The sequence below is a fragment of the Candidatus Fokinia cryptica genome (genome assembly GCF_034359305.1).
GTDB lineage: Bacteria > Pseudomonadota > Alphaproteobacteria > Rickettsiales > Midichloriaceae > Fokinia > Fokinia crypta.
This window is the reverse complement of sequence record NZ_CP110343.1, coordinates 427,525-449,987: the sequence shown is the minus strand read 5'-3', so window position 1 is coordinate 449,987 and position 22,463 is coordinate 427,525. Positions and strand designations below refer to the sequence as shown.

Below are 22,463 nucleotides of genomic sequence, written 5' to 3'. Positions count from 1 at the left end.
TTCGTAGTATAGGGAGACCAAGCTATTATACAAAGGAGGAAACTCACGATATCAATAGCAACACAAAAATAGAAAACATCACCAGCCAAAACAATTATTTTCAAAATTATAGTACTTTTTCTCGCAATTTTAATGAAAGTACTCAAAATGAAGATGAAAAATTATACCATGAAGCGGTACGAATGGTAATTAGAGAAAATCGTGTAAGTATCAGTTATGTTCAAAGATTTTTCAGAATAGGATATAATAAAGCAGCAAGCATAGTTGAAAGAATGGAAAAAGAAGGCATAGTAACTCCTCCAAATCATTCTGGAAAAAGAGAAGTTATAGGAAAGAATTAAATACAGAACAATACAATCATTCACTTTTCACATTCTTCAGTAATCTCTTTCTACAATCCAAAAACTTCATACTGAGAGCTTTACTTCTCATACATCTGGTAACTTGTAACTATGTAGAATAGATATGGTCTTCATCAGTAATATAGATGATTTTAGGTTATATTTTTTCCTTTAATTGATAATCTTTTATTGCAATTTAATTTACTTTTATAAAAGCTAAAATCTCAATTTTTCTTTATTTACAATTAATATGAATTTTTTATATCGCACAAAAAAGCATTAACCTCATTCAGGTAACAACATAAGAATAAAATACATCACCAAATTTCATTACAACTAATATAGCAATTATACTTGACTGATAACAAAATTATGATACATTCCACTCAAAACATATGAAGAACTTCTTAATAAAGCTATTTTCATCTGCGATTAAGAATTTTAATAAGTTTTTGGTAGCTATTCCGAAAAAGCAATATACTATTATGCATAATTTCGATTTTAAGAGTATTTTTACACGATTCTTTTCTCTTGATGCAATGGAAGTGAAGAAGCTACTCTTAAGCGGTTTTCTGTTTGCGATGCTAATAGGCTCCTACTCTGTTGTGCATGAATTACAAAATATCGTATTTTCAGCATTAGTAGGAGTGAGTAATGTACCTGTCGCAAAGCTTATAACATTGGGATTGTTGTTTCCGTGGATTTTCATAGATGCTTATCTTGCTGATAGAGTGAGGAGAATATCACTTTTAAAGCTATACATATGTATGTGGATCTTCCTTGGATTATTCCTTTTGTTCGTTGTACCATTCGATAAAATAAATGCGGAATCGTTGCCATTTCTTACGTTAGGAGAGAAAGCTGCATCTTGGACATTTTTTATGTTTTCCGAAGGATATATGGTATTTCTGGTGAGTACATTTTGGGCTTTTGTGAATTCTATCAATAGCCCTAAAAGCTCAGAAAGAATATATGGATTCATAGTATCTTGTTCCAAAATTGGAGGGATTGTATCGGTATATCTAGCTCACTGCATTATGAAAGGGTTCTTTGATACAGCACTCGGATGTACAACCGATATACAAAAGATAAAACTCGTCATAACGTGTGCAATTACAATGCTTTTCGTTGCACTGCTCACATTATCGTTAGCAACTAAGCTTTTTAAGAGAAGCGTATTTGAAGGCTATCTTGGAGCATCTATACTTTCAGAGAAAATTTCCAAGACGGGTATTTTTTTAGGACTAAGACTTATTTTGCAAAATAGATATGTATTGGGAATATTTGGACTAATTTTCTGCTTAGAGTTAATAACAGAATTTATAAGCTTTCAAAGAGTGATACTACTTGTCAGTTCGAGTGCAAAACTCAAAAGTGCAGGCTCTATAAATTCTGTTAGCCAGATAGCAGGTAGCTCTTATATTCAAATTTTATATATGCATTTTGTAGGATTCTTGCTTTCTGTATTTCTCACAAATGGTGTAATGAGGACATTAGGAACAGCAAAAGCTTTACTAATAATGCCATTAGTAACAGCAATACTACTTGGATTTTATATATTTAATACCCACTTTATCATATATGCATATGTTATACTGCATGCTTTAAGTTATAGCTTAAATACCCCCATCAGAGAAAGCTTATATATCATCACTTCACGCGATATACAATTAAAATCCAAATTTGTTCTTGATGCATTTGCGATAAAAGGAGCAAAGGCTATCACCAATGCATTCAATTACTTTAGTTCAAATGTTGCTACTAAAGTAGGAATGTTCTTAGTATTACTGTGCAACGATATATTTATTTCTATAGTATGTGCTGCATGGATATTTATTGCATATGGAATGGGTGCTAAATATTCTGTATCAATAAAAGAAAACAAGATTATAACTTGATGTAGGCTACCTCAAAAGTTGTTGCACATTCTTTTAAGCTCTATATTCTCGTAAGATCTTAATTATTCAATGAAGCTTATTTATAGTATCCATATGGTTGTTTGTTACTTCTGAAAATGAACGTTACATAATAATGGAAAATAATAGAAAATTTTCAGAACCAAAATTACATCATCTAATTATATATTGCATAACATGGTAACTTTTTCATAAGGATAACATGTATCTTTCAGTGCTATATTCACTCATTTTTCAATAGTTTAGTTTATAAAAATTACTTATTATTGAACTTTCAATTTTAAAGATTACTGCATAGTCAATATATGATAAATTCATCTTATTTTTGACTTTTAAAAGTTACGGAAAAGAATGAAATTAAAAATAATAAAATAGATTTAACGTAGTAAGAAAGTATATACTACTTAATTAAAAATTAAAGAATAGAAAAACTTAATTTAGCGATTTATGCAGTAACATCGTCACGTTACACTTCTTCATATTTATCTTAAAAAATCAAAAAAAATATGTCTCCTCTCTAATTTTAATGCACTTCCATTAAATTATGATGTCATAAAACGTAAATTCAATGCTTTCTTAATTGAGAGATAAATAATTTATTATATTTTTCCTTGCTCTTATATAAAAATGATATTAAGATAGTAATATATTATTAATCAAATCAATACAATATTATGTCTTATTCACATAATTATATAGAATCACATCCGCATTTAACGAATTTCCTACATAATCACCCTCACTTGGCTCATTTTATGCATCAACATCCACATTTAGCGGCTCATGCGGCTCACTTTGCTCATAATCACCCTCACTTGGCTCATTTTATGTATCAGCATCCGCATTTAGCGGCTCATGCGGCTCACTTCGTTCATAATCACCCTCACTTGGCTCATTTTATGCATCAACATCCACATTTAGCATCTCATGTGGCTCATTTTGCTCATAATCACCCTCACTTGGCTCATTTTATGTATCAACATCCACATTTAGCGTCTCATGTGGCTCACTTTGCTCATAATCATCCTCACTTGGCTCATTTTATGCACCAACATCCGCATTTAGCGTCTCATGTGGCTCATTTTGCTCATAATCATCCTCACTTGGCTCATTTTATGCATCAACATCCACATTTAGCGGCTCATGTGGCTCATTTTGCTCATAATCATCCTCACTTGGCTCATTTTATGTACCAACATCCACATTTAGCGTCTCATGTGGCTCATTTTGCCCATAATCATCCTCACTTGGCTCATTTTATGCATCAACATCCACATTTAGCGTCTCATGTGGCTCATTTTGCTCATAATCATCCTCACTTGGCTCATTTTATGCATCAACATCCACATTTAGCGTCTCATGTGGCTCATTTTGCTCATAATCATCCTCACTTGGCTCATTTTATGCATCAACATCCACATTTAGCGTCTCATGTGGCTCATTTTGCTCATAATCATCCTCACTTGGCTCATTTTATGCATCAACATCCACATTTAGCGTCTCATGTGGCTCATTTTGCCCATAATCATCCTCACTTGGCTCATTTTATGCATCAACATCCGCATTTAGCATCTCATGTGGCTCACTTTGTTCATAATCATCCTCACTTGGCTCATTTTATGCATCAACATCCGCATTTAGCATCTCATGTGGCTCACTTTGTTCATAATCATCCTCACTTGGCTCACGCTCTACATAAAAAAACAGAAGATAATACAACTTCTTCAGCTAATGATTATTCGGAATTCATGGAAAAATGGAATACTCCAGACTATATGTTGAAGGCAACAAAAAAATACCATGATGCAATGTCAACAATGTGCGAACATATCAAAAGTTTTATAAGTAAATGCAATACAAATATCAATCAAGATCATTGCACAACAAAACCATATTATCATTTCGTAAATATTATACAGGATATGCTACAAAATGCCCATACAAATGCTACTACTATCGCTGGCTTACACTCTGATAGTGCTGAACACGTATTGAAAAAGTGGAGAGAAGAATTAGAGAAATTACAACAATACTATTGTAAATCTAATGATAAACAATGTCATGGACAATAGAATTTTACAACTGAAAGTAAAATTTTATAACTGAAGATATATGTGCCACTTGCTAGAAAGAATAGCGAGTGACACATAGTTTTTTTGTCATTTTCCAAACAAAAAATAATTCATAACTTTGAGCTGAATATACTTTTATTGATGATTTTTACTCTATGCAGTACAATCGCTTTCGCTATAAAATGCATCTTAAAATATACAGATGAGAAGTTCCACTTCAGATAGTAACTTCAATACTATTCATTCAGATAATACTATCAAATTTTCAAACTTATCGTTATGTAATGATTTTTCTGAAATCGAGAGACAAATTCAAAAATATTGGCAAGAGAACAAAATAAACTCTCTTGTACTGAACAAAGGCAAACACGATATATCTTTTCATGATGGTCCTCCATTCGCAAATGGAATGCCACACTGGGGACATATATTAACCTCATATATCAAAGATTGTTTCGTAAGATATCATACGATGCTCGGTAAAAGAGTGATGTTCAAACTAGGTTGGGATTGTCACGGCTTACCAGCAGAGCTTGAAGCTGAAAAAGAATTAAATATTGTAGGAAAGGCTCAGATAGAGGATTTAGGTATACAAGAATTTAATTCTCATTGTAGCAAAAGCGTTTTAAAATACACTGATGAATGGCTCAAGTACTTTCATAAATCTGCACGATGGTTGAAAGAGAATGAAGAGTATAAAACTATGGATATCAGCTATATGCAAAGCGTAATATGGTGTTTTAAAAAGCTTTACACAGATGGTCTAATATACAAAGCTTCGAGGATAATGCCATATTCTTGGAAATGCGAAACTCCTATTTCTGATTTCGAAACACGTTTAGATAACTCATATAGAGAGAAAGAGAGTAAAGCAGTTACAGTACTTTTCGAAGTAAAACAATCTGACTATCTTTTTTCCTTGATAGGAAAAAATAAAAAAATAACACTACTAGCTTGGACAACTACTCCATGGACTCTCACATCTAATCTTTTATTAGCCATCAATCAAAATATTCCATACTCAATAGTTGAGTATAAAAATTCTATATTCATAATATCAGAATCATTATTGCCAAAGTATGTAGAAGAAATAGGAGATAATATAATACATACAGTATTAGGAAAAAATTTAATCGGCACTCAATATCAACCAATATTTCAATATTTTTCCGATGAACCAAATGCTTTTAGAGTTGTGCATGGTGATTTTGTAACAATTGAAAATGGTACAGGAATAGTACATATAGCACCAGGATTTGGTGAAGACGATCATAACTTAGCAAAATCTCATAATGTAGAGTCGATATGCCCAGTAGACGATAGTTGTAGGTTTACGTTTCCAGTAACAGATTATATAGGACGACAGGTATTCGATACTGAAAATGATATTATAAACGCATTAAAAATAAAAAATGCTTGGCTAAAAACGGAACAATACTTCCATAGCTATCCTCATTGCTGGCGTACTGATACTCCATTAATATATCGAGCCGTACCGTCATGGTACCTTGCCGTCACGCAAATTAAGGATAAAATGCTAAAATTGAATCAACTTATTAAGTGGAATCCTTCTCATATACAAAATGGTCTTTTTGGTAAATGGCTTGAAAATGCTCGAGATTGGTCAATTTCAAGAACTCGCTATTGGGGCTGCCCTATACCAGTGTGGGAAAGTGATGATCCTAAATACCCTCATATTGAAGTTTATGGCTCAATTGAGGAAATTGAAAATAGTTTTGGGGTGAAAGTAACAGACTTACATAGACCATTTATTGATAATTTAACGAAGATTAATCCATCAGATCCCACTCAAAAATCACGATTAGTACGTGTAAAAGAAGTTTTTGATTGCTGGTTTGAAAGTGGTGCAATGCCATTCGCTCAATACGGATATCCTTTCGGAGAAAGTAGTGTAATTTCTAATTTTACAGCAGAATTTGTAGTAGAATACGCCGCTCAAACTAGAGGATGGTTTTATACAATGCTTGTTTTAGCAACAGCATTATTTAATAAAATTCCTTTTAAAAATTGCATAGCTCACGGCGTAGTACTCGGCACAGATGGTAAGAAACTATCTAAAAGACTGCAGAATTTTCCAGATCCACTTAAAACATTGGAAAAGCTAGGTTCTGACGCAGTAAGATTATTCATGCTATCCTCACAAGCAACAAAAGGCGAAGATATCATCATAGATTCTGATGTTACTGGTGCAATAAATATAGTTAAAAGTATTACTAAACCGTTGTGGAGTGCGTACAACTTTTTAATACTTTATCTCAAGATTGACAAGTTGGTACCTCATGATATCTATACAGCTCACTCTTTATTAAATCATTACATATTACAGAAATTGCTCAAAACATGGACAACTATAAAAAATGCAATGGAAAATTATGACACAGCTACATGCATACAAGAAATAGTATCTTTCTTAGAAATATTAAATAATTGGTATATTAGAAGATCCAGACATATATTTTGGCAAAATGAACGTAATAAACAAAAAGAAGAAGCATTTGATACATTGTACACTGTTTTACTCACTCTTAGCAAAATACTGGCTCCTCTCATGCCAACCTTGTCCGAAGCAATTTATCTAGGATTAGCAGAAGTTAGCAAAAGCTGTAAAAAAAGCATACACTTAGAAGAATATCCTGAGCTATCTCAATTTGAGATATCTACTTCATTTATAGATAATATGGAAAGGGTAAGATTAGCATGTAACAATGCACTTGCTATAAGAAATGATCAAAAAATTAGAATTAGGCAACCTTTGAAGTGCGTGACTTTTATTGGAGTATCAGATTTTAACTTTAGCGATGAAATGAGAGAGATCATATTAGATGAAATTAATGTGAAAGAATGGATTAATACAGATAAAACGAAAATTGAAGAATATGCTAATTGGACTTTTAAACTTAATTTACCGATCCTTGGAAGGACAAAACCTCAATATGTAAAGCAGATATTATCTGATTTCAGAAATAAAAAATTTTATTATGATGGGGGTAACTTAATTATAGGTGATATCATACTTAATAAAGATGAATTTCAGAAAATTTTAGAAATTAAAGAAGAGTATAGAAATGTTGCAAAAGTACTATCTGATGGAGTAGTGATATTAGACACATCATTATCTCAAGAACTAATTGATGAGGGTATCGCAAGAGATTTGATACGTTTTATACAACAATCTAGAAAAGAGCAAAATCTTGAAATTACACAAAAAGTAATAATTGATATACTTGTACCAGAAGGTAGTCAAAAAACTAAAATAAGTAGTATTATTACACGCTTTAACGAGTATATACTCACAACTACTCTTGCAACTAAGATAGAAATTTCCTCAATTACTTCTAGTATTACAAATAGTAAATTTGAAATTGATATACTATCTCTTAATGGTGATATAAATACGGCAAATATACAAATAGTAATACATAAAATACAATAATTAAGTTTTGAAAAAATAACACTACTCATCCAGCTGAAGTATAATCAAAAAAGTAACAATTCATCATTACAACATTAATTTTCTGATAGGTGTTATTAGTATTTTAGGAAAATTTAAGCTAACTATCGAGAGGAACGCTTTTTCATAGTAAGAAGTCAGCAGCTATAAAATAGTACTTTATCTCGCTTTGGCTTTATTAATATTGCTTGTCCACAAAAGCTCTCCAAAAACAATTATTTAAAAAAACTGCTATGCGTATCTTCTATCCATCAAAATAAGATCCCTCCCCTTTATAAGTAACTTTTACGTATTACAATGCAACTCATCTCTTCTTGGCTTGCATAAAACCAACAGACACTAGATTTTCCCTGCCAAATATTGATAATGTTACTCCAAGAGTAGATTTTTCTTTATCTACGGATTGTATTATACCTAAAAAACCCTCAAAAGCACCTTCTACAATACTAACACTATCACCAATACAAAACTCTGGTATCGCATCAAGCATCTCACGCTTGCTTTTGACAGAACTCAACATTGCTTGAACTTCTTCTTCAGTAATTGGAGATGGAGAAGAACCTCCTAAAAAACCCGCAACATGATTAGTATCTCTAAGGAATTTTATTAATTCATCAGATATCTTATGTATCTTAAGAAAAACATATCCGGGAAGAGCTCTTTTTACTATTTCCTTTTTCCTATTGTTCTTCGATACCGAAACTTTTTCAATAGGTGAAACAATATCTAGCACATAGAACGACGCTGCTTTCTCCTTCTTCTTCTGGAGAGCATCTATAAAGTACTGCTCTTTTCCTGGTATTACATATACTACATACCACATACTATTTTCACTCATACTCCTCTAAAATTAAACATTTAGGAATGCTTTTATTGCACTATACGATACGAAATCGAGAACTAATAGAAATAACCCCATCATTAATGCAAAAGCAAAGATCCCAAGAAGTGCAAAAAAGGAATCTTTTGGACTTGGCCAATTAACTTTGAAGCGTTCATTATTTACTTCTCTAAAAAATTTCTGAATCTGTGATATCATTTATTAAAAGCTAGACTAGTATTTCCACAGAAATGGTATTATAAAATCCATCAAGTATCAATCAATTTTTTGACAGACTCTTTCATAAGAATAAGGCTTTTTCTGATATTTTTAACACTTTTATCATACCTTTGAAGAGCTGTATCTGTAAATGATGTAACGGCAACATAATCTTCCTTAGAAAGAGCAGTAGAATATATACTGTGCGAATTTAATAACTCATAATTGTAGGATGAAGCACTTTGATATTCTCGTACTAACCGTTCGCTTATAAAGTTGAATATATCCATTTCTCCTAGAAAATTCATTAACTCAATTTCAAATATTATGTGGAGTTTTATCATATTATCAAAAGTAATAGTATCGTCATTTATACACCTGTATATCCATTGAATACATGCCCATAATAACACAGCTTCCATCTTCTGTACTAGTACTACATCTAGCATTTCAAGAACTACTTGAAAGCAGCAAGAATAGTGACTTAACCCAAAAATAGACTTTGAATTTTGAATGTAGAATTTACTTAGTTTACTATTACTCGATAAAGTACTATAAAGTTTAATTTCTATAAGAGAGCCTTTCATAGCTCTATAAAAAGCAACGGTAACGGAATCAGATATTCCTACCACACGTCCATTTTTTCTAAAAAAAACATCCAACAAAAGAGAATGCTCACCAATACTAGAAATACCTAGTACAAATCCGATATCCTCCTGCATTCTATTTGTACCATCTAACTAGCATTCTAGTAATACTATATGAAATAAGAAGTATTGAATATGCAAAACTTAAGGTAACAAATGATATACCAAGAATCATATTCTTTTTGGCACAACTTATAAAATGTCGTCCTTGTATGAATTCCATCCATTCTTTTTCACTTTGAAACTCATATCCCGCATCTAAAGAACATTGAAAGAGTTGGTATTTTGTTAGGAATTGAAAGCTTTGTATATCATTTTCTATTGTAAAATGCACAAAACTCACCGCTACTACCGAAGCGGCGACTACTACTGGAATAAAATGTACTAGCTTATAGAGAACTTTCCACTTCTTAATTTTATTTTCAAGAATAACACTAAAAATTCCTACACTTGCTCCAAAATAATATATTTTTCGCACTTTCAAACATAATGCACATGGTGCTATATGCAAGAATTTTTCAGCACATATAGCAAACACAATAGGCATGCTCCAAGCTAAAATGAATATCAACCTACTATTTAAAATGCTATAAATATGGCATATAAATGCATTTCTTATGATACTTGCTCTCACAATAACTAGATTTCTACTATTATATGAATAACATTGGCTGCAGTATGTAATTTTCACATACTCAACCTTATCGAGTATACAATATAATGAGAAAAATTAGTATTTTATTGTTATCAGTCCTTTTAGTAGTAGGATGTAGCTCTATCGAAAATTTGATGGAAGGTCGCAAAAAAACGATTCAAGGAGAGAAAATTGAGGTATTTTCTCCATATGGAATTATTAACACAAGCAACACATGTAATATTTTAGACTATCCACCTCAAACTTCAATTTATCGTCAAACTATTAACATAAATGCTAAATTCGAATGGAATGCAAACTATATTGCAAGAAAATTTAAATGCTTATCTAACATTGCATATTCTAACAATAGCACTCCCATCATTACTAATTCTCAAAATATTGTAGTAATGGATATGCATGGCAGTCTCACATGCTACTCACTTAACGGTAATATGATATGGAATAATGAAACCTTTCTAAAAAAGAATAAACAAAAAAGTAGTAAACAGATCCTACAAATAGGATATCATACATATGTAGGAGCATCTATATCATATAATGAGTCTGAAAATGCAATATATTCTACTGACACATTCGGTAGTATTATGAAGACGGATGCCAAAAAAGGCACTACTCTTTGGTATAGTACATACCATAACCCACTAATCACCACCCCTCAGTTTTTTGATGATTTTGTAATTACTGCATCTATCAATAGTGAAGTGGTACTATTCGATAAAAATAATGGAAAAATGTTGTTAGCAATCCCTAAAGAAGAAGGAACAATCATAAAAGAGATATATAACAACAATATCATCGTAACACCACTAACTAAGAGTAGTGCATTGATTGCTGTGCAAACCCCTTTAAATGGAGGGATAAAAATATATAAAATCAATATCACCCAAACAGAAAAAGATAAAACGTTCAATATATCGACTATATATTCCCCTGCTACTGAATTTTTTTCTCAAGACTCTGCAATTATTTCCACGAGATATAATGAGTACACACAAAGCATTCTTCAATATAAAACAGGATATATAGTAGCAAAAAAAGATGGTACTGTTGAATATTATGATGTTGAACGATCAGATGTACTATGGAGAAAGTTTTATCATCCAACCACATCGATCGTTGGAGCAGGAGATCTAGGGTATTTTATTAATGCTAATACTACATTATTAGCGATCAAGTTGTGCGATGGTTCCATTCAGTGGAAATATACTCTAAAGCATGAAAAGGAAGCACCTAAATCCATTATAGCTAGAATAAAAGATACTTTTAGTTCCGATACTATATATAGCCATCCAGTAATTGCAGGGAATCGAGTAGTACTTAGAGATAGTAGTGACTCATGCCTTACATTTGATATGCTTACAGGAAATTTACTTTCTACGGAATCTCTTTTCCCTTCATTTCATGAAGCTCCTATCTTTCAAAATGGAATGATGTTTTTAAAGAATTCATACCATATACTTGCACTATATCCTAAAAACATTGCAATAACATCATGAACATGCTGCTCCTAAATTACCACTTTATTATCAGTACTTGCGTTTAATTGCTTGTATAGTAGTTTTTTTTCATTTACCATAGATGTGTTAGATATTTTTCTTCTTGAAAATGGCTACTAAAAGAACTTACCAGCCTAGTACGATAGTAAGAAAGAGGAGGCACGGGTTTAGAGCAAGAATGGCAACAGTGGGTGGGCGTTCTGTGATAAAAAATAGACGTGCGAAGGGACGATATGTACTTTCAGCTTAATCGCACTTGACGTGGGTCTTTCGATACATGTAGGAAATTTATCAAAGAGTTTTGGTAATACTACAGTTTTGTCGAATATATCTCTCGACATACGATCTGGCACTTCTACGGTGATACTAGGAGCATCTGGGAGTGGAAAATCCGTTCTTCTAAAGTGTATGAGCGGCCTCTTAATAGCAGATGCGGGATCGTCCGTAGTAATAGGAAAGTATGAAGTTGGAGCTTTCCACATATCTGAACGGCCTTCCCCAATTTCTAAGATAGGATTTTCGTTTCAATTAAATGCATCATTCGACTCGTTGCTTGTATGGCAAGACATTATGTTTAATGAATTTATCAACGAAACAAAAGAAGATGAGGAGCTGATAGAGAATGCTAAAACGCTTCTGAAGATGGTTGAGCTTCCTCCGGAGTTAGCTTTTACTAATAGTAAACAGTCTTCTGGCGGAATGCAGAAAAGAATAGGAATTGCACGAGCAATTGCAACACAATCTACACTTCTGATGTTAGATGAGCCTACATCAGGATTAGACATAGAAACATCGGAAAAAATTGCTGTCCTAATTCACGAACTACATCATAAGATGAAATATACTGTAGTAAGCGTTTCGCATGACATACATTATACAAAAACAGTCGCAGATAATATTATTATAATAAAAGAGGGTAAAATTCGGTGGAGTGGTACAATTGATGAATGTAACAACAGTAATAACGAAGCGGTACAAAAATTCTTTCATACTTAATTTTCTATAATTACTTCATTCATAATTTTTCTATCAGATATCACATCATTAAACTCACAGGAATAGATTTTTTAATATTTCATGATTACAATTCGTCACAATATTTCATCTATACACTTGTGGTACTAATTATGGCTAAAGTGATAGCTGTTGCAAACCAAAAAGGAGGTGTTGGAAAAACTACAACTGTTGTTAATTTAGCAACGGCTCTTTCTGTAATAGGTCATAGAGTATTACTGATAGATAGTGATCCACAAGGCAATTTAAGTACAAGTTTTGGCATAGAAAATACCAAAAGAACCTATACTTTATGTGAAGTATTAATGAATAAAGTCAGCCCTTCTGTAGTTCCAGTTAGTGCTGATATAGACAATATGGAAATTATTACATCTACTATTCAGTTAGCAGTAGCAGAAAAAGAGCTACTAAAAGTTGCGATGCCTGAGCTTATTCTAAAAACAGCAATAAAAGAGCTACTACCACGCTACGATTTTATCTTTATAGATTGCCCTCCATCAATTGGTATTTTAACGCTAAACGCATTTGCTTGTGCAAATAGCGTAATCATACCTCTACAATGTGAATTCCTACCAATGGAAGGTTTGGCATATATTTTAAATACTATAAAATTGGTTCAAAATACCATTAATGCAGGGATAAAAATAGAAGGTATAGTAATTACAATGTTTGATAAAAGGAATAATGTTTGTCACGAAATAGTGAAAGAGGTAAGAAATGAATTAGGAAATACCGTATATCGTACATTAATCCCTAGAAATGTGAGACTTTCAGAAGCACCATCTCATGGAAAACCTGCAATTATATATGATTCTAAATGTACTGGTTCAGTTTCATATATGATGCTTGCAGAAGAATTTCTAGGAAAGCAAAACATTAAGACATAATACTCGAGGTAACATCCTTTAAGCAGCTAACAATTACAACACCTCTCGTAGGTTTTCATATAAGTCATAAATTTCAACTATCGAAACGTGCTAATAATACTGAAAAATCACTTTCTAAAAAGAATAGCATCATATTTATCATGCGTGTACTACTAATCTCTTCTTTCCATATTAAGAAAATTTGTAGTATTCCCTTCAAAAATAGTGCAGAACGTTCCGATGGGTCCATTTCTTTGTTTCGCTATCAGTATTTCAGCAGTATTACCAACCATATTACGTTTATTCACTAAATCTCCTCTTTCAGAAGCACTTAATCCGTCATTTTGCTCTATAGCTCTATTCAAATAGTATGATTCTCTATATATAAAGCACACTATATCAGCATCCTGTTCTATATTTCCACTATCACGTAGATCTTGTAACATAGGTCTTCTGTCATCCCTAGATTCTACAGCTCTTGATAGCTGTGATAACGCTATTACAGGAACAGATAATTCTTTTGCTATAGCTTTTAATCCTTGAGATATCTCTCCAATTTCTTGGACTCTGTTTGTATTGCTATTTGTATTTGATGCTCTAGCTAATTGAAGATAATCTACAACTATCAGCCCAACATTGTGAGTTCTCTTAATTCTACGAGATTTCGCTCTAATTGAAGCTATTGTCATTGCTGCTGTATCATCGATAAGAATGGGTAAAGCAGCAATTTCAGAAATCTTTTCATTGATCTGTGGAAGCTCTTTTTTTTTATCTATCATTCCGTTACGTAATCTATGCCCATCTATTCCAGTAGTCATTGATATAAGACGAGAGCCAAGTTGCTCCGCGGACATTTCAAGTGAGAAGATGGCTACAGATTGCTCTATCTTTTCATCATGATAGTGCTTAGCTACGTTATACGCTATTTTCAATGCAAATGCAGTTTTTCCCATAGATGGTCGTGCAGCTATCACTATCAAATCTGATGGATGTAATCCTCCCGTAAGATGATCCATATCATAAAATCCAGTAGTAGTACCACTAATTGACTTACCACTATTAATCGCAGCATCAAGGTTTTTTATATTTTTCCTCGTAACTTGACTCAAATGCTGTAGTGTTCTTTGTTCTCCAGAACTAATAGCAACATTAAAAAGCTCACTTTCCATTTTCTCTATGCAAGCAGAAGCAGTAAGCTTAAGATCGTCATCATAACAATTACTTATAGATCTCTCGCTAAGTTTTATTACTTCTCTTTTTAGATATAACTCACGCAGTGCGAAACATAACTTTTCCATACTGCTGAAAGGAGATGCAAATGATATCAACTCACCTAGATATTCGGTGACATTAATATCTGTAAATTCTCGAGCAATATAACCTTTAATAGTAGATAGCGATATTGGTAAGCCTTTTCCATACAATTGGATCATCAACTCATATATTCTACTATGCACCGTTATATAGAAGTATTTTTCCGATATAAGCTCAGATATAGTATCCATCTCATTATTATTAATGAAAATCCTCGCTAATACTTCTATTTCCAACTCTACACTATGCGGGACTTCAGTTTGCTTTTTCATTTTTATTGCACTTAAATAGATCTAGTTCACCTTCGATCTTCGCAACTACTAACGTAAGTACGATATCTCCAGTTATATTAATTACAGTTCTACACATATCAAGCACTCTGTCAAATCCCATAAGAAGCGGGATCATGCTCACAGGAATTCCTACAGATGATAATACTAAACTCATCATTACAAGGGTACCGCTAGGTATGCCAGCACCACCTATCGCTCCAAGAGTGGATGTAAGTACTATTATAAAATAATCCATTATAGAGATAGTTATGTCTAAAGCCTGAGCAAAAAATAATGCACTAATACTCAAACTAATTGAAATAGCTGACATATTTATAGAAGTACTTAGTGGTAATACAAAATTAGCAATCTTACCTGAAACTCCTAATTTATGTTGTAATACATGTATTGCTTTTACTATGCATGCTTTGGACGATGATGTTGAAAATGCCAACATTTGAATTTCAAATAACTTATTCTGAAAACGAAATGGATTAACTTTGATCAACCACATAATAAGCAAGAATATAATGTACTGCGTACATAATCCTATTAATATCACCACTGATAACTTCCCGAGACCATGCAAAACATCACATCCGTGCTTTGCAACCATACATGAAAGGATAGCAAAAACTCCATACGGAGCGAAATTCATTACAATTTCCATGACTTTGAAAAAAATCTGAGCTATAGCAATCACAAACTTTTTAGAATTATCTCTATGAGGGGTAGACAAGATGCCAATTCCTATAAAAAATGCAAATACTACAACTTGTAACGTATTTCCAACACACATTGCTTGAAACGGATTAGAAGGTATAATGTTTCCAATAAAATCTCCTAATCCACTCCGTGATATATTCTCTTCTTCAAATTGGATTTTTACTCCATTTCCTGGCTTCATCATGATGCCAAGACTAAGTCCAATTCCGGAAGAGATAATTGCACTTATAACACATACTACTACAGCTTTTAATCCTACTTTCCTAAATTGCTGTATATCAGAGGTATTAACAATTCCAAATAATACAGCAAAGAATACCACTGGAATAATAATCATCTTCAGAGCATTAGTATAAAGAGTTGAAAACACCTCTATACAATTGAGCATGAACGAATAATATTCATAATTATGATAACGAAAGAATATCCCGCATAATATCCCAGTTATCATACCAATTATCGATTTTTTCCAAAGTTGCATATCGATTAATGTAAAGGTTCACTTAAGACTAAGCTAGACGAAACCAGATTGAAAATATAAAACTAGTACCATACATAACGGTAGCAGTAAAATGATGTTTAAGCGTATCTCTAACAAGTCGATATTACAAATTTTTCTTTTACTCGGAGTAATTTCCATGTGTGCGGGAGATTTGGTAATAAGTCACTTAAAAAGCAGTAAAAGCACTACAATCAAAGTAGGTAACTCTGTAATTACCGAACAAGATATCAAAATCACGATGCATAAACTTGAAGATAAAATGATTGGATATTCTTCAGAAACCGTAAGAGCAATAGCGGTAAAAACACTAATAGAAGAAACGATGCTTTCTGAGGAAGCAAATAAAATCGGACTTGCCGTTTCTGATAAAATGCTAAAAAAAGAACTTAGTAAGATTAAAGAGTTTACTAAAGATGGGAAATTTAATGCGTTAAAGTATAAAGAAGCTCTAAAAGAGCATAATATCCCAGAGGAAAAATTTATTAGTAAAATGAAAAATGAAATACTAAAAAAACAGCTTTTACGTTTTTTTGAGTATACAATAGTACCGCAAGAAACTGTCGATATGATAACCCCAGCGTTAATAAATACAAAAACAATAGCATTGTACAAATATAAAGTCCCAGAAATTAAAGTAACAGAAGAAGAGATAGCGAAATTTATTGATGAAATGAAAGTTGACACTAATATACCGGAAAGAAGAAAAGTGGAATACGTATTGATAGAATCATCTGAAATACCTACGGCAAGAGTAACACATTCTGAAATAGAATCATTTTACAGTAAGAATAAAGAAATGTTTTTCATTCCAGAAAAGAGAGATGTTGAGCAGATAGTTTTTAAAGATTATGATAGTGCAATCAAAGCATACGAAGATATACGTCTTAAACCAGGGATATCCACTGCAGAACTAAGAAAAAAATATGCTATGCACTTATTACATGAAACTGCACCTTTGCTTGAAAAAATAAAAAAAGAGACATTTGAACAATACCCAACGTTAACAGAAAAGCTTTTTTCTTCAGATATTAAGGAATACGTAGGGCCGTTTTCCACTCCTATTGGATGGCATATCTTCCTTATTCAGAAAATATACAAAACTCAATATGAAGACGTGAATACACCTACTGTTAGTGCAAAAATAACTGAAATAATACGCAAAAATAAACAATTAGAAGCAATTGATAAAATATCTGAAGAATTGAGAGATGTGCAATTTTCTGATTTATCATCTATTTCCCAGAAATATAATATACCAATCAAGTTTGATATTTTAACCCAAAAGGCACCAAATAAAATTGTTGAGGGAGTAGTACAAATGGAAGTAAAAAACTTTAATTCTTCGAAATCACATCAATCAATATTAGAGCAAGAAATTGCTGATGCAGCATTCCAACTAAAAAATAATAAAGTGACCGATGTTGTGGAAATCATCCACGATGATGAACATAGAACAATATACGTCATTCGAGTTTCCAATATTATACCATCCAAACATCTTTCTTTTGATGAAATTAAAGGGATAGCAAATAAAATAATACAAAAATATAAAAAAATCGCATTAGGTATTGAAAATTTTTCTCCTTTTCATGATTGTATAGGAAGTAGCATCTCAAATCTCTACCACAATAAAGAACTAAATAATGGCAATAGTACAATACAAAAACTTCATTCAAAATGCTTACAAAAAAGTGATATTCGAGATCACATCACTAAACATAAAATAATAATAGATAAATTAGGTAATCAATCTAATGTTAGCAGCACTATAATTGAGAATTTGCAACACTTATCTATACCAGAGCCAATAACTAAACTTAGTTTATGTTCAGAAGATGAAATATGCTTTGCAAGCTTGGAAAATATAAAATATCCATCAACTAAGGCGTATAGTATCATACAAACAAATGAACTTTACAGTAAAATCAAACATATACATGACTCAGTGATATATTATGAATATTTGACACACTTGCGTAAAAAATACGATATAAAAAATTATGCTACGTACTGAAAAATTGTAGAAAAGATATCTTTTTTATGACTTTCTTAGATAAAGTTTTTTTCAGATATTTCTCTATAAAATATATAGTGTAGAATTCGTGTTGGATAACTCAGTATGCTACTCGAATACATACCAATATTATTTGTTTCAATATTCTTATCTGGTATTATGTTTACGTTATACATTTAAAGTGTAATATGAAAACTTCTTGCTGTTTAAAAAACGCCATCTCTAATTCTGAGATGGAAAAAAATGATGATTCTCTCTTAAGTACAGAAAGACAGAAATCTATCATTAATGTTACAGATAGTGCTACTAATAAAATACGCCTTTTACTATCAAGCAAACCTGATGCTATAGGGCTCGCTATAGGAGTGAAAAAAGGAGGATGTACAGGTCTTTCATATACTTTCGACTACGTGTATTTTGAATCTGATATGTACGAAACGGTTAAATTTGGGGATATCGCATTATTAATAGATAAAAAAGCCATATTATACATAATAGGTACAACTCTCGATTACAAAGATGAGAAAATTAGAAGTGGATTTGCATTTCTAAATCCAAATGCAAAAGCAAAATGCGGATGTGGGGAATCTTTCGCTGTATAAGAAAAATACTTCTTCATAAGAAAGAAAAATGTCACATAGAAGTATTACGTATTTTTACTATTTTTCAATTTTCTTTTTGAGATTAAAGTTATTGCTTTTTTACTGCTGATCACTGATTATATGCTGTAATGGAGAAATGGCCGAGTGGTCTAAGGCGCTTTCCTGCTAAGAAAGTATACGGGTGACCGTATCGAGGGTTCGAATCCCTCTTTCTCCGCCAATGTTTTAGAGATACTCTTTCTCATATCATAGGTAAGTATTATTGCAAGAAATCACAGATATTATGATTAATTCATTAATACGTAAAACCTCACATCATTTCAGAGCTTGCGACAGCAATTTATATAAGGCAGTATTTTTTGTAGTCAGAAAAAATGTATTAGAGAATAATATTCGAAATGAGTTTGACTGAGCCAACTACTGGTAAGATAGCTATAATCGCTGCTGTAATTTGTACAGAATGAATAATAAAATGAGTAATTCAAATACTTTAAAAATCATATAAGGATACCTGTTCAATTAGTTGAGAAATGTTTCATATAGAAACAGAGACTTATTCGCGAGAAAATAGTCTGATTTCTTTAGATACTTCTCACAATTAGAGAAAAGATAAATGCGTTCTATACGTATAAGCTCTTATAAAAATCCCAATTATTAATTAGAGCAATTAATAACAGAAATTACACGATAGTTATGAATATAATAAAAAATATATTAAAAGATGGAATGATAAATCAATCACCGTACCTTAAAATTTTTGAAGCATTAAAAGCTGAAGGATTACAGAATTATGAAGTGCATTTTATAAGCTCATATAAAGCTGAATTTAATGGCATATTTAGAAATTTTACAGCGGAAAATTTAGATGGCTATAGCCCAATCAAAGAAAGCAATCATTTTAATAGTAATGGTATAAAAAATGCTATCATCAAGCACGTCACTGAAAGAACGCATTACTTAGAAATTTTACAAGATATTGCAGCAAATGGTGCAACCCTTTTTAGAGTAGATATCGCAAAAAGAATCGTAATTTATCTGAATTCAGATAAAAGTGCATCACATATAGAATACGTTCCAGAATATGAAGAAAGTAGAGAAAATGAAGCAATAATCGAAATTCCATACTATATTAATTTCTGAAGCTATAAAAAAATTCTTTAAAATAAAATTTTTAGTATAGCATCTCAAAATTAACTATTTATCCGGGCTTTTTCATAAAATGCTATCTCTCTTGAAAGTATATCGAAGTAATAATTTTACCATTAAAAATACTGAAATTTACTACTTAATAATGTATCGCTTCTATGAATTGAGATTTTAAATTATCCTTACGATAAGCTTGGTATATCCAATAATGATTCTATATAAATGCTGCAAAAATCATACTCCAGTTCTCCTAAAAATCAGATGTTTCTCGATTTATTATTTGCTCTCCTTTATACTCAAAGCATTCAAATCTCCCTACTTTACAAAAATTAAAGCATTCGTAAATGCTATAGCCGGAGTCACCTGAAGCTGACAAAGTAACTGAACTACAACCATTATCTTTTGCAAACTTCATCAGGAATAACACCATATCGCTACCGTAACCCATTCTTCTGAAATTTCTGCTCGTAATAAGAGTGAAAACCCCTGCACTAGTTTCGGAAAGAAATAAAATTCCTATGGTCACCGGCTTACCGTACGCATACCCAACGACAAGTTTCTCATCTGCATCCAATAACTCATCATTCATACGTCCGTAAAATGCAGATATATGAGGGTCATAAGATTCTAATACGCTCATAAAGTCTTGTAGCAAAGAGATCTGCGTTACAACTTTTATCACTAAATCTGTTTTCTGTACAAAGCTAACAACACTACTGAGATCGCAAATCATAGCATGTTCAATCGCTTCGATAATAAATCCTTTTTGAATTAAAGCTTTTGTTGTGCTTTGGTTATGCTTGCTTGGTTGTATCCACCACGCAAATGGCTGCTCTTTATATTTTTGCTTTATTTGATCAATAGCAGTAGTGCAATCATTAGGAGCTCCATATGCAATATTGAACATACTTGTTCCTAATCCACAATTAATTACAGTCACTCCATCAGCTTGATGCACATCAAATCCTAGCATTTTTGGAAGATATGCAAAATGACCAAGATGATTTTGCTCTATTATTTTAAGTTGATTATTAATTAAATTCATTTATTTTTTTATGAAACACGTTTGAATGCATCGTCTTATCATTCGTTATAACTTCAAAGTTATAAGTGCTTTTTTCGGTATCACGATCATAACTCTATGGTAACCGACAATTTAGTTGTCTATTCACTAAATTTTTTGCAAATTTTTCCTTGCCGAAATTTTTCCCATAAACATATCACTCAATATCTCTCGTTATAAAGCTATTCGCAACAATTAATAGTATCATCATCAATCTTTACACACTACATAATAAATAATGTTATAATTTAGACAATTTTATTTTCTCATACTATCTCCGCTCTTTGTTCATCTCATAAAAAGTTATTAAGTATCTTACAAATATTTATAAAGCTCACCTTTAGCAAGAAATGCATTATAGATTGCGGCTCCATGCACAGTAACCTTATTGACACAGATAACAAAAAATTACATAATCCGCCCATTAGAAATCCTAAAAGAATTGTATGAAATTCATAGAGTATCTTAACAAAAATTTAGAAGTTTGGTTTTTGCTGCAGCATCCCTTTTATCAATCGTGGAATCACGGTAAGCTAACAACCGAAACCTTAGTACTGTATGCTCAAGAGTACTATCATCATGTAGCTGCATTTCCGCGGTATATCAGCCAAATTCATACTCTATGTAACGATATTCAAGATAGACAAGTACTATTAGACAATCTGATCGATGAAGAAAGAGGAGAAAATAACCACCCAGAACTATGGTTGAGGTTCCTTAATGGTCTATGCAACTCGAGAAGCATTAGTATAACACCGCAGTTAGGAACTACAAAAGAGTTAGTTGATGGATTTTTTGAATTAGTAAAAGCTGACTATGAGACAGGACTCGGGGCTCTTTATGCATACGAAAGGCAAACTCCTGCTGTTGCAAAATCAAAGATTGAGGGATTAAAGAATCACTATAATATCAATGATTCAGGCACTCTTGAATTTTTTACTGTTCATGAAAAAGCTGATGAATGGCATACAGAACAACTTACTAATCTGATATGCAAACTTGATGAAAAAAGTCAACAACGAGTTCATGAAGGTGCGATTGAAGGTGCTAAATTACTGTGGCGTTTTTTAGATGGAATAAGTGCTACGTACATGATGAATTGACTACAATCATGGGCCTTATAAATGTTTTATTCAATTTTTTAGCTTAGGAGAAATCCATCATCGTGATGACATCTGAGGTTTTAAGCATCCTTAAGCGGAGAAAATTTACATCGGTAAATACTTTTCATCTTCTCCTGCGAGCTTTAAAGCTTCATTAAACTCAATAATAATCTTTTCCATAGTAATTTTCCAAAAATATT

General features: G+C 32.1%; 18 protein-coding genes, 1 tRNA gene and 1 pseudogene. 13 read left to right on the top strand and 7 right to left on the bottom strand.

The features are described from left to right. Positions 1-152: 152 nt before the first annotated feature. The 4 genes and pseudogenes from Fokcrypt_RS03610 to ileS all read left to right on the top strand — a co-directional run. Positions 153-341 (top strand): annotated as a pseudogene (locus Fokcrypt_RS03610) (DNA translocase FtsK); the annotation flags it as partial. Between the two features lie 395 nt (positions 342-736). Beyond that, entirely contained in the window at positions 737-2,239 is a 1,503-nt protein-coding gene (locus Fokcrypt_RS02090) for a hypothetical protein (RefSeq protein ID WP_323721886.1), read from the top strand. Between the two features lie 692 nt (positions 2,240-2,931). Further along, positions 2,932-4,329: a hypothetical protein gene (locus Fokcrypt_RS02085; protein ID WP_323721885.1), complete on the top strand. Its 1,398-nt coding sequence runs from the start codon at positions 2,932-2,934 to the stop codon at positions 4,327-4,329. Between the two features lie 202 nt (positions 4,330-4,531). Then, positions 4,532-7,783, top strand: a complete 3,252-nt coding sequence (ileS, locus tag Fokcrypt_RS02080) for an isoleucine--tRNA ligase (RefSeq protein WP_323721884.1) — start codon at positions 4,532-4,534, stop codon at positions 7,781-7,783. Between the two features lie 322 nt (positions 7,784-8,105). Here ileS and nusG read toward each other — a convergent pair whose 3' ends face one another. From nusG to Fokcrypt_RS02065, 4 genes are read right to left on the bottom strand one after another with little or no spacing between them, the layout of a single operon-like run. Further along, complete coding sequence (nusG, locus tag Fokcrypt_RS02075; RefSeq protein ID WP_323721883.1) at positions 8,106-8,639, bottom strand: transcription termination/antitermination protein NusG; 534 nt, start codon at positions 8,637-8,639, stop codon at positions 8,106-8,108. A gap of 12 nt (positions 8,640-8,651) precedes the next feature. Beyond that, on the bottom strand, positions 8,652-8,840 hold the full coding sequence (secE, locus tag Fokcrypt_RS03600) for a preprotein translocase subunit SecE (RefSeq protein ID WP_410519721.1): 189 nt from the start codon (positions 8,838-8,840) through the stop codon (positions 8,652-8,654). A 50-nt stretch (positions 8,841-8,890) separates the two neighbouring features. Continuing rightward, the gene (locus Fokcrypt_RS02070) at positions 8,891-9,562 is read right to left on the bottom strand and encodes a hypothetical protein (protein ID WP_323721882.1); all 672 of its coding nucleotides are present in this window, start codon (positions 9,560-9,562) and stop codon (positions 8,891-8,893) included. Position 9,563: 1 nt separating this feature from the next. After that, positions 9,564-10,121, bottom strand: coding sequence for a disulfide bond formation protein B (locus Fokcrypt_RS02065; RefSeq protein ID WP_323721881.1), 558 nt, complete (start codon positions 10,119-10,121; stop codon positions 9,564-9,566). 86 nt (positions 10,122-10,207) lie between these two features. Here Fokcrypt_RS02065 and Fokcrypt_RS02060 point away from each other — a divergent pair, with 86 nt between their 5' ends. The 4 genes from Fokcrypt_RS02060 to Fokcrypt_RS02045 all read left to right on the top strand — a co-directional run bounded on the left by Fokcrypt_RS02060 (position 10,208) and on the right by Fokcrypt_RS02045 (position 13,542). Continuing rightward, positions 10,208-11,641, top strand: coding sequence for an outer membrane protein assembly factor BamB family protein (locus Fokcrypt_RS02060; RefSeq protein ID WP_323721880.1), 1,434 nt, complete (start codon positions 10,208-10,210; stop codon positions 11,639-11,641). Positions 11,642-11,750: 109 nt separating this feature from the next. After that, positions 11,751-11,891 (top strand): 50S ribosomal protein L34, encoded by a 141-nt coding sequence (gene rpmH / locus Fokcrypt_RS02055; protein WP_323721879.1) that lies wholly within the window; start codon positions 11,751-11,753, stop codon positions 11,889-11,891. Positions 11,892-11,902: 11 nt separating this feature from the next. Continuing rightward, positions 11,903-12,637: an ABC transporter ATP-binding protein gene (locus Fokcrypt_RS02050; protein WP_323721878.1), complete on the top strand. Its 735-nt coding sequence runs from the start codon at positions 11,903-11,905 to the stop codon at positions 12,635-12,637. 131 nt (positions 12,638-12,768) lie between these two features. Next, positions 12,769-13,542, top strand: a complete 774-nt coding sequence (locus Fokcrypt_RS02045) for a ParA family protein (protein ID WP_323721877.1) — start codon at positions 12,769-12,771, stop codon at positions 13,540-13,542. A gap of 152 nt (positions 13,543-13,694) precedes the next feature. Here the strand turns inward: Fokcrypt_RS02045 and dnaB are convergent, their stop codons facing one another. Together dnaB and Fokcrypt_RS02035 are read right to left on the bottom strand one after the other, a co-directional pair. Next, on the bottom strand, positions 13,695-15,107 hold the full coding sequence (gene dnaB, locus Fokcrypt_RS02040; protein WP_323721876.1) for a replicative DNA helicase: 1,413 nt from the start codon (positions 15,105-15,107) through the stop codon (positions 13,695-13,697). After that, the gene (locus Fokcrypt_RS02035; RefSeq protein ID WP_323721875.1) at positions 15,091-16,314 is read right to left on the bottom strand and encodes a dicarboxylate/amino acid:cation symporter; all 1,224 of its coding nucleotides are present in this window, start codon (positions 16,312-16,314) and stop codon (positions 15,091-15,093) included. Before Fokcrypt_RS02035 ends, dnaB begins: the two co-directional genes overlap by 17 nt. A 91-nt stretch (positions 16,315-16,405) precedes the next feature. Here Fokcrypt_RS02035 and Fokcrypt_RS02030 point away from each other — a divergent pair, with 91 nt between their 5' ends. The 4 genes from Fokcrypt_RS02030 (at position 16,406) to Fokcrypt_RS02015 (ending at position 20,091) form a co-directional block, all read left to right on the top strand. Next, positions 16,406-18,349 (top strand): SurA N-terminal domain-containing protein, encoded by a 1,944-nt coding sequence (locus Fokcrypt_RS02030; RefSeq protein ID WP_323721874.1) that lies wholly within the window; start codon positions 16,406-16,408, stop codon positions 18,347-18,349. Between the two features lie 188 nt (positions 18,350-18,537). Then, positions 18,538-18,951, top strand: coding sequence for a HesB/IscA family protein (locus Fokcrypt_RS02025; protein WP_323721873.1), 414 nt, complete (start codon positions 18,538-18,540; stop codon positions 18,949-18,951). Positions 18,952-19,081: 130 nt separating this feature from the next. Then, positions 19,082-19,171: transfer RNA gene (locus Fokcrypt_RS02020), tRNA-Ser, on the top strand. A 473-nt stretch (positions 19,172-19,644) separates the two neighbouring features. Continuing rightward, positions 19,645-20,091 carry a DUF1398 family protein gene (locus Fokcrypt_RS02015; RefSeq protein ID WP_323721872.1) on the top strand — a complete coding sequence of 149 codons (447 nt, stop codon included), beginning with the start codon at positions 19,645-19,647 and terminating at the stop codon, positions 20,089-20,091. A gap of 256 nt (positions 20,092-20,347) precedes the next feature. On the opposite strand, the gene Fokcrypt_RS02010 is transcribed toward Fokcrypt_RS02015, so the two are convergent. Next, positions 20,348-21,142, bottom strand: a complete 795-nt coding sequence (locus Fokcrypt_RS02010) for a GNAT family N-acetyltransferase (RefSeq protein WP_323721871.1) — start codon at positions 21,140-21,142, stop codon at positions 20,348-20,350. A 464-nt stretch (positions 21,143-21,606) separates the two neighbouring features. Between Fokcrypt_RS02010 and Fokcrypt_RS02005 the strand changes: the two genes are divergently transcribed. Further along, complete coding sequence (locus tag Fokcrypt_RS02005; protein ID WP_323721870.1) at positions 21,607-22,263, top strand: CADD family putative folate metabolism protein; 657 nt, start codon at positions 21,607-21,609, stop codon at positions 22,261-22,263. Positions 22,264-22,463: the final 200 nt, after the last annotated feature.

What these genes read in the sequence shown, in the direction of transcription:
- Fokcrypt_RS02090 (WP_323721886.1), top strand. Translation starts at nt 737, where the DNA reads ATGAAGAACTTCTTAATAAAGCTATTTTCATCTGCGATTAAGAATTTT.
- Fokcrypt_RS02085 (WP_323721885.1), top strand. Translation starts at nt 2,932, where the DNA reads ATGTCTTATTCACATAATTATATAGAATCACATCCGCATTTAACGAAT.
- ileS (WP_323721884.1), top strand. Translation starts at nt 4,532, where the DNA reads ATGAGAAGTTCCACTTCAGATAGTAACTTCAATACTATTCATTCAGAT.
- nusG (WP_323721883.1), bottom strand. Translation starts at nt 8,639, where the DNA reads ATGAGTGAAAATAGTATGTGGTATGTAGTATATGTAATACCAGGAAAA.
- secE (WP_410519721.1), bottom strand. Translation starts at nt 8,840, where the DNA reads ATGATATCACAGATTCAGAAATTTTTTAGAGAAGTAAATAATGAACGC.
- Fokcrypt_RS02070 (WP_323721882.1), bottom strand. Translation starts at nt 9,562, where the DNA reads ATGCAGGAGGATATCGGATTTGTACTAGGTATTTCTAGTATTGGTGAG.
- Fokcrypt_RS02060 (WP_323721880.1), top strand. Translation starts at nt 10,208, where the DNA reads ATGAGAAAAATTAGTATTTTATTGTTATCAGTCCTTTTAGTAGTAGGA.
- rpmH (WP_323721879.1), top strand. Translation starts at nt 11,751, where the DNA reads ATGGCTACTAAAAGAACTTACCAGCCTAGTACGATAGTAAGAAAGAGG.
- Fokcrypt_RS02045 (WP_323721877.1), top strand. Translation starts at nt 12,769, where the DNA reads ATGGCTAAAGTGATAGCTGTTGCAAACCAAAAAGGAGGTGTTGGAAAA.
- dnaB (WP_323721876.1), bottom strand. Translation starts at nt 15,107, where the DNA reads ATGAAAAAGCAAACTGAAGTCCCGCATAGTGTAGAGTTGGAAATAGAA.
- Fokcrypt_RS02035 (WP_323721875.1), bottom strand. Translation starts at nt 16,314, where the DNA reads ATGCAACTTTGGAAAAAATCGATAATTGGTATGATAACTGGGATATTA.
- Fokcrypt_RS02030 (WP_323721874.1), top strand. Translation starts at nt 16,406, where the DNA reads ATGATGTTTAAGCGTATCTCTAACAAGTCGATATTACAAATTTTTCTT.
- Fokcrypt_RS02025 (WP_323721873.1), top strand. Translation starts at nt 18,538, where the DNA reads ATGAAAACTTCTTGCTGTTTAAAAAACGCCATCTCTAATTCTGAGATG.
- Fokcrypt_RS02015 (WP_323721872.1), top strand. Translation starts at nt 19,645, where the DNA reads ATGAATATAATAAAAAATATATTAAAAGATGGAATGATAAATCAATCA.
- Fokcrypt_RS02010 (WP_323721871.1), bottom strand. Translation starts at nt 21,142, where the DNA reads ATGAATTTAATTAATAATCAACTTAAAATAATAGAGCAAAATCATCTT.
- Fokcrypt_RS02005 (WP_323721870.1), top strand. Translation starts at nt 21,607, where the DNA reads ATGAAATTCATAGAGTATCTTAACAAAAATTTAGAAGTTTGGTTTTTG.